The sequence below is a fragment of the Streptomyces sp. NPDC033221 genome (genome assembly GCF_055577005.1).
This window is the reverse complement of the sequence record NZ_JBVIQN010000050.1, coordinates 33432-47707: the sequence shown is the minus strand read 5'-3', so window position 1 is coordinate 47707 and position 14276 is coordinate 33432. Positions and strand designations below refer to the sequence as shown.

Here is a 14276-nt window from a genome sequence, read left to right as displayed (position 1 = left end):
GAGCCCGCACCCGCACCAGCCACTTCGCAGCACTTCGCCCCGCCGAACTACTCGGCGAGGCGAAGTGATCAACACCCCGATTAACCAACAGCGTCACATATGTGGTCGGGGGCCGTCCTCGGTGTGACGCGACGTCCGGCCGGGTCAGCCCACCCGGCCCGGCAGCTCCGCCGGCACCTCGTCAGCGTTCTCACTGCTCGCGACGATGCGCGACGACGCGGAGCCGCCGCGGTCCAGCAGCCCGGCGGTCACCGCGATGCCCAGGCCGACGACGGCCAAGACCGCGCCGACCAGCGCCGGGGAGGTCCAGCCCCAGCCCGCCGCGATGGCCACGCCGCCGATCCAGGCGCCGCCCGCGTTGGCCAGATTGAACGCCGAGTGGTTGGAGGCCGAGGCCAGGGTCGGCGCGTGCCGGGCCTTCTGCATGACCAGCATCTGCAGCGGTGTGGTCGTCATGAAGCCGACCGCGCCCAGGATGACGACGCAGACCAGGGCCGCCCACTTGACGTGCACCGCGTAGTTGAAGACCACGAGGGTCACGGCGAGGGCGCCGAGCGCCCCGTACAGCGTGGGCCGCAGCGCGCGGTCGGTCAGCGGGCCCGCGGCCAGCGCGCCCAGCGTCATACCGGCGCCGAAGAGGGCCAGGACCAGCGGGACGGACGCCTCGGCGAAGCCGGACACCTCGGTCATCATCGAGGCGAGGTAGCTGTAGACGGCGAACACGCCGGCGAACCCGAAGACCGCGGTGACCAGGCCGAGGACGACCTGCCGGTTGCCCATGGCGCGCAGCTCGTGGGCCACGCCGCCGTGCTCCTCGTGCGGCATGTGCGGCACCAGGCGGGCCAGCGAGGCCATCGCGACCAGGCCGATGGCGGCGACGACCAGGAAGGTCGCGCGCCAGCCGAGGTGCTGGCCGAGCAGGGTCGCGGCGGGTACGCCGACGATGTTGGCGACGGTCAGGCCGAGGAACATGGTGGCCACCGCGCGGGCCTGCCGGCCTTCCTTGACCAGCCGGGCGGCGACCACCGCGCCGACGCCGAAGAACGCGCCGTGCGGCAGTCCGGCGAGCAGCCGGCCCGCGATGAGCAGGCCGAAGTTGGGTGCCAGGGCGGAGGCCAGGTTGCCGACGGTGAAGACGGCCATCAGCAGCAGGAGCATCCGCTTGCGCGGGATGCGCGAGCCGAGCGCGGTCAGCAGCGGGGCGCCGATGACGACGCCGAGGGCGTAGGCGGAGACGAGATAGCCGGCCGTGGGCACGGACGTACCCAGATCGCCCGCGACATTGGGCAGCAGGCCCATCATCACGAACTCGGTGGTGCCGATGCCGAAGGCGGAGACGGCCAGCGCGAGCAGCGCCAGGGGCATGAGAGACCTTTCGAAAACGGTGCGTACGGGGTCCCGGGCAGGGTGGCGCGGTGCGGCGGGGCACCGGCGGTGCGCAGGGGGTTCCGTACGTCGTACGCGGCTGGATGTCCGTAAGTTCTTCTACGGAACAAAGTCTCTCAGCCCATTCATTCCAGCGGGAGAACACAATGTTGCGCGGCAGCGTCGGGCAACGCGCGACACCCCGGCACAGAGCGGGAAGTCCCTGCTCGGCCGGGGTGCGGGAGCCGTCCGGGCTTTGTCAGATCTTGACCGAGGCGGCGAGCGGAAGGTGATCACTGCCGGTCCGGGGCAGCGTCCAGGAGGACACCGGGTCGATCCCCTTCATCATGATCTGGTCGATCCGCGCCATCGGGAAGCCGGCCGGGAAGGAGAAGCCGAAGCCGTCGCCCGCCGCGCCCTGGGCCGAGCGCAGCTGCGAGGTGACCGGCGCCAGCGAGCGGTCGTTCATCGTGCCGTTGAGGTCGCCGAGCAGGATGACCTGCTTGACGCTCTCCTTGGAGATCGCCTCGCCGAGAGCCGCCACGCTGTTGTCGCGCTGGTTGGCGGTGAAGCCCGCGTTGAGCTTGACCCGTACCGACGGCAGGTGCGCGACGTAGAAGGCGACCTCCCGGCCGCTGGGCGCCTTGACGGTGGCGCGCAGGGCCCGGGTCCAGCCCATCTTGATGTTCACCGGCGCCGCGTCGGAGAGCGGGTACTTGCTCCACAGCCCGACCGTGCCCTGCACCGTGCGGTACGGATACGCCTTGGCCAGCCCCTCCTTGTACTTGGGCAGCGCGTCCCCGGTCAGCTCCTCCAGGGCCACCACCTCCGCGCCGGACTTCACGATGTCCCTGGCCGTACCGGCCGGGTCGGGGTTCTCGTCGCTGACGTTGTGCGTGGCGACGGTGAGGTTGCCGCCGGAACCCTTCTTGTCCGTGAGCTGCCCGCCGAAAAGGCTGACCCAGACGATGGCGGGCAGCAGCAGCGCGACGACCGCGGTCGTGGAGCGCCGCAGTACGGCGGCGACCAGCAGCACCGGGACACCGATCATGCCGAGCCACGGCAGGAACGTCTCCAGCAGGCTCCCGAGGTTGCCCACGGTGTTGGGGACGTGCGCGTGCACCATCATCAGCAGGCCGAGCAGGACCGCCAGCACCGCGAGCACGATGCCCCGCCGCCACATGCCCTCCGGGCGCCACCAGTCGCGCAGGCGCCGCGCTCCGGAGGCGGTCCGCTCAGGGTCTTGGCCCTGCCCCGACTCCGTCATGTATGCCTGCGCCATGCCGCCGTCCTCACTGCCTTGCTCCGTACGCCCCGCCTGTGGTCTCCGACCCTAGGCGATGGCCCGTAATGCGCTTTCTTAGAAGTAGGGACGGCACCCCGACGGCTGCGGGTTCCGGCTCCGGAGGACACGGCGGCGGCTGTGACAGAACGGGCATAGTCCCGTCATGGAGCGGTCAGGTGGTGTCACCTTTTGCGGCTGCTTGTCGCTCGATGGGGCGCTGTGGCCGATCGGTTGACACCCGGCCTGCTTCGCCCGGCCGGCCGGGCGCCGGGCGGTCAGCCCCGCGGCCGTACGCCGTCCAGCACCGTGTCGACGATCTCCTCGGCCAGCCCCTCCGGCAGGTCCGCCCACTCGTGCAGCACGGCCCGGGACAGCACCGGGCCGACGAAGAGGTCGGCGAGCAGGTCGATGTCCCGGTCCGTACGGATCTCCCCGCGCGCCATGCCGCGGCGCAGCACGGACAACAGCACCTCACGGCGGGCCTGGACGACCGTCTCGTGGTACTCCCGCCAGAGCGCGGGCTGCGCCTTGACGTGGGTGACGACGGTGCGCAGCAGCGCCGAATTGCGCTTGGCCAGGCCGCGGATGCGCAGGAACTCGATGATGCCCACGAGGTCGTCGCGTACGGACACACCGGCCGGCGGCGGGATGTCGGTGTCCAGCGAGCGCATCACGTCCAGCATCAGGGCGCTCTTGCCGGGCCAGCGCCGGTAGACGGTCGCCTTGCCGACGCCCGCCTCGCGGGCGATCCGCTCCATCGACATCTCGCCGACGGAGACGCCGTCCTCGATCATGCGCAGTACGGCTTCGATGATCGCGGTGTCGGCGGCGGGGCTGCGGGGGCGCCCGCGGCGGGGGTCCGGGGCAGGCGCGGCGGCCGGGGCAGGGCCGGCGGCCGGCGTGGCACCCGCCGGGTCCGTCCTCGTCGCGTCCGCCGCCGCCGTCCCGCTCATGACCGTGCCTCCGTCTTCTCCCGCTCCGCCCGGTCCGTACCGCGCGCGCCGGACCCCGGCCTGCCGGGCAGGAAGGCCGCGACCACCACGGCGCCGACGAGCGCGACGGCGGTCGAGCCGAGCGCGGTGATGTGCATGGCGTGGATGAACGCGGCGTTCGCCTCGTCGGTCAGCGCCTTGCCCGCCGGGCCCAGGTGCCGGGCGAGGCCGAGCGTCGCCTCGATGGACTCGCCCGCCGCGTGCCGGGCGGCCTCCGGCAGGCCGGGGACGGACTTCAGCGTGTCCTCGATGCCGTCGCGGTAGACGGTGGACAGCAGCGAGCCCAGTACGGCGACCCCGAGCGTGCCGCCGACCTGGCGGAACGTGTTGTTGAGCGCCGATCCGGAGCCCGCCTTCTCGCGCGGCAGCGCCTGCATGATCGAGACGGTGACCGGCGGCATGATGTGCGCCGTACCGGTGCCCTGGACGAAGAAGAGCACCTCCAGCACCCACATCGGGGTGCCGGCGTCCAGCAGCAGGAATCCGGCCATGCTGGCGGCGACCAGCAGCATGCCGCCCGTGCAGACGGCGCGCGAGCCGAACCGGTCGACGGCGTGCCGGGCCCGCGGCGAGAAGATCATCTGGGAGACGGCCAGCGGCAGGATCATCAGGCCCGCCTGGAGCGGTGTGAAGCCGCGCACGCTCTGGATGTAGAAGACGATGAAGAACGTGACGCCCATCAGCGCGAAGAAGACCAGGGCGATGGCGCCGACGGCGGCGGAGAAGGCCGGCTTGCGGAAGAGGTTGACGTCGATCGACGGGTGATCGATCCGCTTCTCGTAGAGCACGAAACCGATCAGGACGAGCAGCCCGCCCAGGACCGTGCCGAACACCTGCGGATCGGTGAAGTCGGCGAGCTGGCCGCCCTTGATGATCCCGTAGACCAGCAGCACCAGACCGATGACGGAGAGCAGCACGCCGACCGGGTCCAGCTTCCCGGGCCGCGGGTCCCGGGAGCCGGGCACCAGGAGAAGCATCGCGGCCAGCGCCACGAGCACGATCGGAACATTTACGAGGAAGACCGAACCCCACCAGAAATGGTCCAGCAGCAGACCGCCCGCGATCGGCCCGATGGCGATGGCCAGCCCCACGCCGCCCGCCCAGATGCCGATCGCCCGGGGCTGCTCGTCCCGCTCGAAGACGTTCATCAGGATGGCGAGGGTGGACGGCATCACGAAGGCGCCGCCCAGCCCCATCACCGCCCGGAAAGCGATCAGCTGGCCGGGCGACCCGGCGACGGCGGCCAGCACCGAACCGGCGCCGAACACCAGCAGACCGAAGATCAGCACCTTTTTGCGGCCCAGCCGGTCACCGAGCAGCCCGGAGGTGAACAGCAGCCCCGCGAAGACCAGCGTGTAGGAGTTGATCGCCCACTCCAGCTGGCTCTGGGTGGCGCCGAGGCCGGTGGGGGCCGGGGTGGCGATCGTCTTCATCGCCACGTTGAGGATCGAGTTGTCCAGCACCACGATCAGCAGGCTGAGCATGAGGACGGACAGGATCGCCCAGCGTCGGCGGTGGATGTGCTCGGGTACGTGCCGGGGCGCGTCGGCTATGCCGGAGGTCGGTGAGCTGGCCATGACCACCACCCTACGCCGATTCCGATACGGCCCCGTTCCGTATCGCTGAGCGGCGGAGCCCCTCCGGACGGCCGCCGACGCGGGTCCTCCGGCGCCTCTTCCACTCCACCCGCAGCGCGTGCCAGCATGGAAGGGAGTCCGGAGACGCCGTCAGGGCGCTTCGAGATGACGAACAGGAGCCGTCGCCATGACGCAGCTTTCGCCTGCCCAGAACCCGCCCGCGGACGGGACGCCCGCGACCGGCGGGCCCGCCGCCAAGCCCGCGACCGACAGCAGCAAGTCGCTGTACGGGGGCAAGAGCTCGCGGCGGGTCACCGTACGCGACATCGCCGCCGCCAAGGAGCGCGGCGAGAAGTGGCCCATGCTCACCGCCTACGACGCGATGACCGCGTCCGTCTTCGACGAGGCCGGCATCCCGGTGCTGCTGGTCGGCGACTCGATGGGCAACTGCCACCTCGGCTACGAATCCACCGTCCCGGTCACGATGGACGAGATCACGATCCTGTCCGCGGCCGTCGTCCGCGGCACCAAGCGCGCCCTGATCGTCGGCGACCTGCCCTTCGGCGCCTTCCAGGAAAGCCCGGTCCAGGCCCTGCGCAACGCCACCCGCCTGGTCAAGGAAGCCGGTGTCGGCGCGGTCAAACTGGAGGGCGGCGAGCGCTCCGCCCACCAGGTCGAACTGCTGGTCTCCTCCGGCATCCCGGTCATGGCCCACGTCGGTCTGACCCCGCAGTCCGTCAACGCGTACGGGGGCTACCCGGTGCAGGGCCGCGGCGAGGAGGCGGCCCAGCAACTGCTGCGCGACGCCAAGGCCGTACAGGACGCGGGAGCCTTCGCCGTCGTCCTGGAAGCCGTACCGGCCGAGCTGGCCGCCGAGGTCACCCGCTCCCTGCACATCCCCACCGTGGGCATCGGCGCGGGCATCGGCTGCGACGCGCAGGTCCTGGTCTGGACGGACATGGCGGGCCTGACCAGCGGCCATGTGCCGCGCTTCGTGAAGCAGTACGCGAATCTGCGCGACGTCCTGGGCGGTGCGGCCAAGGACTTCGCCGAGGAGGTCGTCGGCGGCACGTTCCCGGCCGCGGAGCACAGCTTCCGCTGACGCGGCACCGGTGGCGGCGCCCTCCCGGCGCCGCCACCGGTCCGCCGGATTCGCCCCCCGCACAGCCCCCACCTGGGCTGTCGGCCGTCTATCGGCCGGCTGTCGGTGGTTTGTCAGTGGCGGCTGTCATCGTGGGGGCATGACGCGAAAGACGACATCCAACGGCGCGGGGAACGCCGTCGAAGTGCGGGGGCTGGTCAAGCACTTCGGCAACGTGAAGGCCGTGGACGGGGTGGATCTCGATGTAAGGGAAGGCACCGTACTCGGCGTGCTCGGGCCGAACGGCGCGGGCAAGACGACACTGGTGCGCTGCCTGTCCACACTGCTCGTGCCGGACGCCGGCACGGCGACCGTCGCGGGCTTCGACGTGGTGCGCCAGCCGCGCGCGCTGCGCCGCACCATCGGCCTCACCGGTCAGTACGCCTCGGTCGACGAGAAGCTCTCCGGCCGCGAAAACCTCTACATGATCGGCCGGCTGCTCGACCTCTCCCGCAAAGACGCCCGCGCGCGGGCCGACGAACTGCTGGAGCGGTTCTCCCTCACCGAGGCCGCCGGCCGGGCCGCCGCCAAGTACTCCGGCGGCATGCGCCGCCGCCTGGACCTGGCCGCCTCGATGATCGGCCGGCCCGCGGTGCTGTATCTGGACGAGCCGACGACCGGCCTCGACCCCCGCACCCGCAACGAGGTCTGGGACGAGGTCCGCAGCATGGTGCGGGACGGCGCCACGGTCCTGCTCACCACCCAGTACATGGAAGAGGCCGAGCAACTGGCCCATGAGCTGACGGTCATCGACCGCGGCCGGGTCATCGCCGAAGGCGAGGTCGACGAGCTCAAGACCAAGGTCGGCGGCCGTACGCTCCAGATACGCCCGACCCGGTCCGACGAGCTGGACCGGATGGTCGGCGCCATCGCGCAGGCCGGCCTGGACGGCGTCGCGGGCGCCACCGCCGACCATGAGGACGGCGTGGTCAACGTGCCGATCGTCAGCGACGAGCAGCTGTCCGCCGTGGTCGGGATGCTCGGCGAGCGGGGCTTCACGATCTCCGGCATCAACACCCATCTGCCCAGCCTGGACGAGGTGTTCCTGGCCATCACCGGCCAGAAGACCTCGGAGGCCGGCAGCGGCGGGCAGGACGGCCCCAAGGGCCCGCAGGACGTCCAGGACAAGCAGTACGAGGAGGTTTCGGCATGAGTGCCGCGACGGTGGCGGCGCCGGGCAAGCCGCAGCGGCCGGGTGCCGACGAGGGCAGCATCGGCCTGCGGGCCCATCTGCGTCACACGAGCGCCCTGATGCGCCGCAACGCGATGCAGATCAAGAACGACCCCGAGTCGATGATCGACGCCCTGTTGATGCCGATCGTCTTCACCCTGCTGTTCGTGTACGTCTTCGGCGGCGCGATGGGCGGCAGCCTGGGCGGCGACCGCTCCGCGTACGTCAACTACATCATCCCCGGCCTGCTGGCCATGGGCGGCCTGAACATCGCCATGTCGGTCGGCTCCGGCGTCAACGACGACTTCAACAAGGGGGTGATGGACCGCTTCCGCACGATGCCGATCGCCCGCTCCTCGGTGCTGACGGCGAAGATGCTCGTGGAATCCGGGCGGATGCTGGTCTCCACCGTCATCCTGCTGTCGCTGGCCTTCCTGATCGGCTTCGACCTGCAGACCGGCCCCCTGGAGCTGCTGACGGCCGTCGCCCTGGCGCTGCTCTTCGGCTCCTCGCTGACCTGGATCTTCATGCTGCTCGGCCTGACCATGAAGACCCCGCAGGCGGTACAGGGCGTCGGCTTCATGGTGCTGATGCCGCTGCAGTTCGGCTCCTCCATATTCGCCCCGCCCACGACGATGCCGGGCTGGATGGAGGCCTTCACCAAGATCAACCCCCTGTCGAACCTGGCAGACGCGGCCCGGTCCCTGATGATCGGCCACGGCGCGGTCGCCCAGCCCGTGCTGATCACCCTGGCCTGGACCGCCGGCATCACCCTGGTCTTCGCCCCCCTCGCGGTGAACAAGTTCCGCAAGAAGACCTGACGCGTCACCTTCGCCCGGCTCGCGTCAGACGAGGGCGGTGGCTTCCCCGAGGGAGAGGCCGCCGCCTTCGGCATACGCCCGGTCGTAGGCCGCGTCGTCGAGCACCGCGCGGGCCTCGGCCTCGGCGGCCGCCCGGTTCTGCCGGACGATCCGCGGCGGCCGGTGGGAGCCGCTGCGCAGCACGTCGTACGCGCCGATCAGCCGCGCCGCGTCCGGTCCGGCCACCGCGCCCCGTACGCCGAGCAGCGCCCGCGCTCCGGTGAGGAGCTGCATGACCGGCAGGTCGGGCGCGACCATCTGCGCGAGCTGGTCCTGCATCATCGACAGCGCCGTACGGAGCCGGGGCAGCGCGTCAGCATACTGCCCCTCTTCGACGTCCAGAGCGACCGTGGACGCCAGCACCACTCCCCGGAACATCTCCGGAGCGCGCTGCCCGAACACCTCGCGCACCGCGTCCAGATGCTCACGCGCCTCCCCCAGGCGCCCGGCGCAGCTGAGGTGCATGGCGAGCGTGAGATGGGCGAACGGCACCGCGTCGCGGCCGCCGTTGCCCTCCTTCGCCAGCCGCAGCACCTTGCGCAGCAGCCGCTCGCCGTCCGCTTCCGCGCCGTCCTCGACGAGGACACTGCCCAGCCGGGTCCGCAGCATCAGGGACTGGCCGGACGCGCCGAGGTCCTCGGCGTAGCGGATGGCCGCCCGGTAGTCCTCCGCCGCGAGCGTGTACTCACCCCGGCCCTCGCGGGACTCGCCGCGCCCCGACAGCGCCTCCGCCGCGCCCCACGCGTCACCGAGCCGTACGAAGATCTCCAGGGATTCGTCGGCGTCCCGGCGGGCCTGGGCCAGGCCGCCCGGCCGATCGTTGAAGATCTTGGAGCGCAGTTGGAGGACGAAGGCCAGCTCCCAGTCGTAACCGAACTTCCGGCAGGCGCGCACCGCCTCGTCGGCCAGGTGCGCCAGGTCGGCGAACCGGCCCGTCAGCAGCACCGCGTAGTACCACAGCACCCCCGGCACCTTGCAGGTCTGCGGCAGACCGCTGCGGTACGCGGTCAGGATGCCGGTCAGCTCGGCACGCCGCTCCGGCCTGCGCAGCACCTCGATGTCGCTCTCCACACTGGCCAGCTCCACCAGCCGGACCTCGCGTCGCGCCTCCTGCAGCTGCTCCGGGTCCATCGGCGGCGGCGCGTCGATGGGCCGTGCGTGCAGCTCGGGCGCGGGCTCGACGGGCAGCGCGAAGGGATCGGGCCCGAGGGCCGACACGGCGGCCGCCCAGGCGCGGGCGTCGGCGCGGTGATCGCGCAGCGACCAGAACCACTGGAGCGACAGCACCAGGCACAGCGCCTCGTGCTCGTCGTGGGCCGCGACGGCCCGGCGCAGCGCGGTGCGCAGGTTGTCGTGCTCCATCTCCAGGCGTTCGAGCCAGGTGCACTGGGCCGGCCCGCGCAGCAACGGGTCGGCGATACGGGCGAGTTCGCGGTAGGCGACCAGGTGCCGGCGCTCGGCCACGGCCCGCTCGCCCGCCTCGTCCAGCCGCTCACCGGCGTACTCCGAGACGGTCTCCAGCAGCCGGTAGCGCATCCGCCCGTCCCGCCCGGGCGCGGCGACCACCAGCGACTTGTCGATCAGCGAACCGAGCAGGGCGGCCACGTCACGGGGCCCGACACGGACCCGGGAAGCCGTACGCCCGCCCGTACCGGTACCACCGTCCCCACCAACTTCATCCGCCCCAGCCGTCTCGCCCGATCCACCCACCTCATCCGGACCGTCCCCGCAGACCTCCTCCGCCAGCGCCAGGTCGCAGCCGCCGGAGAAGACGGACAGGCGGCGCAGTACGGCCCGTTCGGCGTCGTCGAGCAGATCCCAGGACCAGTCCACCACCGCGCGCAGCGTCTGCTGCCGGGGCAGTACGGTGCGGCTCCCGCTCGTCAGCAGCCGGAACCGGTCGTCCAGCCGGTCCGCGATCTGCCGCGGGGTGAGCAGCCGCAGCCGTGCCGCGGCCAGTTCGATGGCGAGCGGCAGCCCGTCGAGCCGCCGGCAGATCTCGGCACACGCGACCGGGTCGTCCTCGACGCGGAACCCCGGCCGGGCGGCGGCGCCACGGTCGGCCAGCAGCCGCAGCGCGACCGGGTCGGGCAGCGGCTCCACCGGCCGCAGCGCCTCGCCCGGCACCGCGAGCGGCTCCCGGCTGGTGGCCAGCACCGTCACGCCGGGACACTCGGCCAGCAGCCGGTCCGCCAGCTCGGCGGCGGCGCCGATCACATGCTCGCAGTTGTCCAGGACGAGCAGCATCCGCCGGCTGGCGCAGTGCTCGGCGAGGCGCGCCATCGGATCGTACGCGGTCGGGTCGGAGACGGCGCGCAGTTCCTCGGTGGTGGTGCCGCGCAGCACGGTCTCACGGGCCCCGAGAGCGGTGAGCACCGCCTCCGGAACGGTCTGCGGATCGTCCACGGGCGCCAGCTCCGCGAACCACACCCCGTCCGCCCACCGGCCGGGCGCCGCGGCGGCCGCCGCCTCCGCACTCTCCTGCGACAGCCGCGTCTTGCCCGCCCCGCCCGGCCCGAGCAACGTCACGAGCCGGTGCGCGGCCAGGTCGGCCCTGATCACCGCCAGATCGTCCTCCCGCCCGACGAAGGACGTCGGCCGGGACCGGAGGTTGCCGGGGTGGGGGCTGTGACCAGGGTGAGAGGCGGGTCCCCCGGCGCGTGCGGCGCCGTTCGCGGAAGCCGCTGCCGCAGGCGCGTCAGCCCCGCCTGAGCCGTTCCCGTACGCAACGCCCTGCGGCGCATACGTATCTCCCTGCGGCCCGTACGAAACGCCCTCCGCCACGTGCCCCTCCCCACCCAAGGACGATCCGCCATCGGCAGCCCCCGCCCCAGCGGAAGCCGAACGAAGCCCCGCACGCCCGGCACGGTCCGCCCGCCCCGCCCGATCGACGGAACCCGCTCCCCCACCCCCGGAATCCCCCAACTCCCCGAACCCCCCGGCCTCCATGGAATCCACCCGCAACAACTCCGCATGCAACCCACGGAGTTCCGGCCCCGGTGCCGCGCCCAGACGGTCGGCGATCTCGGCCCGTACCGATGCGTACGCGTCGAGTGCCTCCGCCGTGCGTCCGGCGGCCCGCAGCGCGCGCAGGCGCAGGGCCTGGAGCGGCTCGTCGAGAGGGTGGTCCGCGCACAGGGCCGCCAGCGCGGGCAGTGCCTGGCCGGGCCGGCCGAGGGCGACCTCGGCGGCGAGCCGCGTACGCCGGGCATCCAGGTGACCGCGCGCCGCGCGGGCGGCCTCGCCCGTAGCCTCCGGCAGGTCGGCCAGCGCCGGGCCGCGCCAGAGCGCGAGGGCGTCGTCGAGCAGGGCGGCGGCCTTGACCGGATCATCGTCGGCCAGCGCCTGCGCCCCCTCGTCGGCCAGCTGCTCGAAACGGTGCAGGTCCACGTCGGCGGGGGCGGCACACAGCCGGTACCCGCCGTGTACGGAGGCGATCGCGTCCCGGCCGACGGTGCGGCGCAGGCGCGCGATCAGTGCCTGCAGGGCGCCGGTCGCGTCGGCGGGCGGTTCCGGGCCCCACACGTCGGCGATCAGCAGCTCGGCGGTGAGCGCGCGGCCGGGCCGCAGCGCGAGTGCGGTGAGCAGTGCGCGCAGGCGGGGGCCACCGAGGGCGACGGGCGTACCGTCGCTCCGGTGGGCCTGGGCGGTCCCGAGGATTCCGTAGCGCACCGAACCATTGTCCTGTACGGGCGAAGGCTTCACGGTCCGCACCTCCCGCACGGCACGTCCACCGCGACGATCACGCCACACGCGGCCCGATGGCAGGCGCGATCGCCCCCGCCCTCTCCCCTGCCGCCGAACCGCCCCGCGAACCACCTCGCGAACCACTTGGGGCAGCGTTCCACCGGGTGCAGCCACCGCTCACCGGCAACCGGCTGCCGGTCCGCGCCGTACCCGACCACCACCACCTCGATCGACCGGACACGCCCGGCCGGCCACGGCGCCCCGGAGCCTTTCTCCGGCGCGTCGCCGTGCAGCGTGACCACCCTCAGCAGCCCCCGCTCGTCCAGACAGTCGGCCCAGACGGCCGCGTCCGCCTCCGGAACGCTCTCGAAGTTCAGCGGCCACGCGACCTCGTCCCCCACCGCGAACGGCATGCCGCAGCACTCCATCTCCCAGTCGCGGTGGAACACGCGTACCGTCCGCCCCGCGCCCGTATCCGTCATGGGGCCAGAGTGCCCGGAACCTCCCGCCCACCGCCCGTCGTTTTTCCGTGCACGGCCGTGGCGTCCGCCGATACGGTCATGGCTGCCCGCAACGGCACCGCACACCGACACCGCGCCCCACAGCACCCTCCAGGAGACCCGCACCATGACCACAGCAGCACAGCGCGCCGACCGCCGCGTCAGCCCGGTCTTCCTCGCGCTCGTCGCCGTCATGGCGGTGTCGGGGTGGGCCGTCTGGACGGGCCGGCTCGCGGCGAGCCCCGGCTTCGCCGTCTTCCTCTTCGTGGTCTCCGGCTGGATCGTCTCCCTCTGCCTGCACGAGTACGCGCACGCCCGCACCGCCCTGCACAGCGGCGACATCTCCATCGGGGCGAAGGGCTACCTCACCCTCAATCCCCTCAAGTACACCCACGCGCTGCTCAGCATCGTGCTGCCGGTGATCTTCGTGATCATGGGCGGCATCGGCCTGCCGGGCGGCGCGGTCTTCATCGAACGCGGCCGGATCAGGGGCCGCTGGCGGCACAGCCTGATCTCCGCGGCCGGGCCCCTGACGAACATCCTCTTCGCGGCGGTCGTCTCGGCCCCCTTCTGGCTCGGCGCCATGGACGGCGTCCCCCAGCCGTTCCGCTACGCGCTCGCCTTCCTCGCACTCCTCCAGGTCACGGCCGCCATCCTCAACTTCGTCCCGGTCCCCGGCCTGGACGGCTACGGCGTCATCGAGCCCTGGCTCTCCCACAAGATCCGCCGCCAGGTCGAGCCCTTCGCCCCGTTCGGCCTGATCGCCGTCTTCGGCCTGCTGTGGATCCCCGAGATCAACCACATCTTCTTCGACGCGGTGGACGCGATCCTGCGCGGCCTCGGCGTCACCAACTGGGACACGTACTTCGGCCAGCAGCTGTTCAGGTTCTGGCAGGGCGAGCCGCAGATCCCGCAGCCGGGCGGGCTGGGCTCGGCGTAGCGGCTCCGCACGGGCCCGGCCCGTGAGCGCACCTTCGCTCACCGACCGGGCCCGGAGTCGCGGCGCTACTCAGGCTGCCTCGGGGCGGTGTCCGGAACGATGAAGCCGCGGACCGGAACGTCGTCGCGCTCTTCGTCCTCCTGGGCTGCCCGGTAGGACCGCACCAGTTCGGCATACCGGGAGTTCGTCCACTCAGCCATGCAACCTCCTGTCGATGCGCCGAGTGTGGCAGAAGTCCGCTACGGCTTGTCGCGGCATGGCGGACGCGGCGCGGGCATGGGCTTGATCGGCCCGTCGTCCGGTGGCGAGTGCTGGCACTGGGCAGCGACCGTGACCAGCCCCTTTCCCGCCGGAGGTCCCCACAGATCGGCGTCGACGTCGTATCCGGCCGCCCTGATGGCGTCCTGTGTACGTTCCAGGATCGCCGGATCGTAATTCTCCGGCGCGTACCCCGGGTAGTAGTGGACGCGATGTCCCAACCCGGCGCACAGTTCCTCGTACACGGCAGTGTGCAGGATGAGCGCGTGCCAGCCTTCGTCGACGGTGCGGGACGGCGCGAGCGGTGCGTCAGGGGTCGCAGCGCACGCTGAGACGAACTTCAGCCCTTCGTCGGTGATGCGGCTCGCTGTGGTGACGTCCACGCCCGGGTTGTTGTCCTTGACGGTGCTCACGATGCTGACGTGCGCGGCAGCGCTGATCAATTCCCGTGCGTTCTTCACGTGCGGCTCCTTTTGCGATCAGGTCGGAGTCTGCGGATC

General features: G+C 72.0%; 12 protein-coding genes. 4 read left to right on the top strand and 8 right to left on the bottom strand.

Annotated elements, in window-relative coordinates; all coding sequences use genetic code 11:
- Positions 1 to 144: 144 nt before the first annotated feature.
- The 4 genes from ACZ53K_RS38950 to ACZ53K_RS38935 form a co-directional block, all read right to left on the bottom strand.
- Entirely contained in the window at positions 145 to 1365 is a 1221-nt protein-coding gene (locus tag ACZ53K_RS38950) for an MFS transporter (RefSeq protein WP_468846737.1), read from the bottom strand.
- Positions 1366 to 1624: 259 nt separating this feature from the next.
- On the bottom strand, positions 1625 to 2632 hold the full coding sequence (locus ACZ53K_RS38945) for an endonuclease/exonuclease/phosphatase family protein (protein WP_468846751.1): 1008 nt from the start codon (positions 2630 to 2632) through the stop codon (positions 1625 to 1627).
- A 293-nt stretch (positions 2633 to 2925) separates the two neighbouring features.
- Positions 2926 to 3603 (bottom strand): TetR/AcrR family transcriptional regulator, encoded by a 678-nt coding sequence (locus ACZ53K_RS38940; protein ID WP_468846734.1) that lies wholly within the window; start codon positions 3601 to 3603, stop codon positions 2926 to 2928.
- Positions 3600 to 5219, bottom strand: coding sequence for an MFS transporter (locus tag ACZ53K_RS38935; RefSeq protein ID WP_468846731.1), 1620 nt, complete (start codon positions 5217 to 5219; stop codon positions 3600 to 3602). The genes ACZ53K_RS38940 and ACZ53K_RS38935 overlap by 4 nt, the downstream gene beginning before the upstream one ends.
- 187 nt (positions 5220 to 5406) lie before the next feature.
- Here ACZ53K_RS38935 and panB point away from each other — a divergent pair, with 187 nt between their 5' ends.
- From panB to ACZ53K_RS38920, 3 genes are all read left to right on the top strand, one after another.
- Positions 5407 to 6321, top strand: a complete 915-nt coding sequence (gene panB, locus ACZ53K_RS38930; RefSeq protein WP_468846728.1) for a 3-methyl-2-oxobutanoate hydroxymethyltransferase — start codon at positions 5407 to 5409, stop codon at positions 6319 to 6321.
- Positions 6322 to 6460: 139 nt separating this feature from the next.
- Positions 6461 to 7513, top strand: a complete 1053-nt coding sequence (locus ACZ53K_RS38925) for an ATP-binding cassette domain-containing protein (RefSeq protein ID WP_468846726.1) — start codon at positions 6461 to 6463, stop codon at positions 7511 to 7513.
- The gene (locus ACZ53K_RS38920) at positions 7510 to 8352 is read left to right on the top strand and encodes an ABC transporter permease (RefSeq protein ID WP_468846723.1); all 843 of its coding nucleotides are present in this window, start codon (positions 7510 to 7512) and stop codon (positions 8350 to 8352) included. Before ACZ53K_RS38925 ends, ACZ53K_RS38920 begins: the two co-directional genes overlap by 4 nt.
- 24 nt (positions 8353 to 8376) lie before the next feature.
- Here ACZ53K_RS38920 and ACZ53K_RS38915 read toward each other — a convergent pair whose 3' ends face one another.
- Together ACZ53K_RS38915 and ACZ53K_RS38910 are read right to left on the bottom strand one after the other, a co-directional pair.
- Positions 8377 to 12063, bottom strand: coding sequence for an AfsR/SARP family transcriptional regulator (locus ACZ53K_RS38915; protein WP_468846748.1), 3687 nt, complete (start codon positions 12061 to 12063; stop codon positions 8377 to 8379).
- A 29-nt stretch (positions 12064 to 12092) separates the two neighbouring features.
- Positions 12093 to 12560 (bottom strand): DUF6578 domain-containing protein, encoded by a 468-nt coding sequence (locus ACZ53K_RS38910; RefSeq protein WP_468846720.1) that lies wholly within the window; start codon positions 12558 to 12560, stop codon positions 12093 to 12095.
- 145 nt (positions 12561 to 12705) lie between these two features.
- Between ACZ53K_RS38910 and ACZ53K_RS38905 the strand changes: the two genes are divergently transcribed.
- Positions 12706 to 13518, top strand: coding sequence for a site-2 protease family protein (locus ACZ53K_RS38905; protein ID WP_468846717.1), 813 nt, complete (start codon positions 12706 to 12708; stop codon positions 13516 to 13518).
- 65 nt (positions 13519 to 13583) lie between these two features.
- Here the strand turns inward: ACZ53K_RS38905 and ACZ53K_RS38900 are convergent, their stop codons facing one another.
- Both ACZ53K_RS38900 and ACZ53K_RS38895 read right to left on the bottom strand, forming a co-directional pair.
- Entirely contained in the window at positions 13584 to 13718 is a 135-nt protein-coding gene (locus tag ACZ53K_RS38900) for a hypothetical protein (protein ID WP_468846714.1), read from the bottom strand.
- 39 nt (positions 13719 to 13757) lie between these two features.
- Positions 13758 to 14237 (bottom strand): glycine-rich domain-containing protein, encoded by a 480-nt coding sequence (locus tag ACZ53K_RS38895; protein WP_468846711.1) that lies wholly within the window; start codon positions 14235 to 14237, stop codon positions 13758 to 13760.
- Positions 14238 to 14276 lie beyond the last annotated feature (39 nt).

What these genes read in the sequence shown, in the direction of transcription:
- ACZ53K_RS38950 (WP_468846737.1), bottom strand. Translation starts at nt 1,365, where the DNA reads ATGCCCCTGGCGCTGCTCGCGCTGGCCGTCTCCGCCTTCGGCATCGGC.
- ACZ53K_RS38945 (WP_468846751.1), bottom strand. Translation starts at nt 2,632, where the DNA reads ATGACGGAGTCGGGGCAGGGCCAAGACCCTGAGCGGACCGCCTCCGGA.
- ACZ53K_RS38940 (WP_468846734.1), bottom strand. Translation starts at nt 3,603, where the DNA reads ATGAGCGGGACGGCGGCGGCGGACGCGACGAGGACGGACCCGGCGGGT.
- ACZ53K_RS38935 (WP_468846731.1), bottom strand. Translation starts at nt 5,219, where the DNA reads ATGGCCAGCTCACCGACCTCCGGCATAGCCGACGCGCCCCGGCACGTA.
- panB (WP_468846728.1), top strand. Translation starts at nt 5,407, where the DNA reads ATGACGCAGCTTTCGCCTGCCCAGAACCCGCCCGCGGACGGGACGCCC.
- ACZ53K_RS38925 (WP_468846726.1), top strand. Translation starts at nt 6,461, where the DNA reads ATGACGCGAAAGACGACATCCAACGGCGCGGGGAACGCCGTCGAAGTG.
- ACZ53K_RS38920 (WP_468846723.1), top strand. Translation starts at nt 7,510, where the DNA reads ATGAGTGCCGCGACGGTGGCGGCGCCGGGCAAGCCGCAGCGGCCGGGT.
- ACZ53K_RS38910 (WP_468846720.1), bottom strand. Translation starts at nt 12,560, where the DNA reads ATGACGGATACGGGCGCGGGGCGGACGGTACGCGTGTTCCACCGCGAC.
- ACZ53K_RS38905 (WP_468846717.1), top strand. Translation starts at nt 12,706, where the DNA reads ATGACCACAGCAGCACAGCGCGCCGACCGCCGCGTCAGCCCGGTCTTC.
- ACZ53K_RS38900 (WP_468846714.1), bottom strand. Translation starts at nt 13,718, where the DNA reads ATGGCTGAGTGGACGAACTCCCGGTATGCCGAACTGGTGCGGTCCTAC.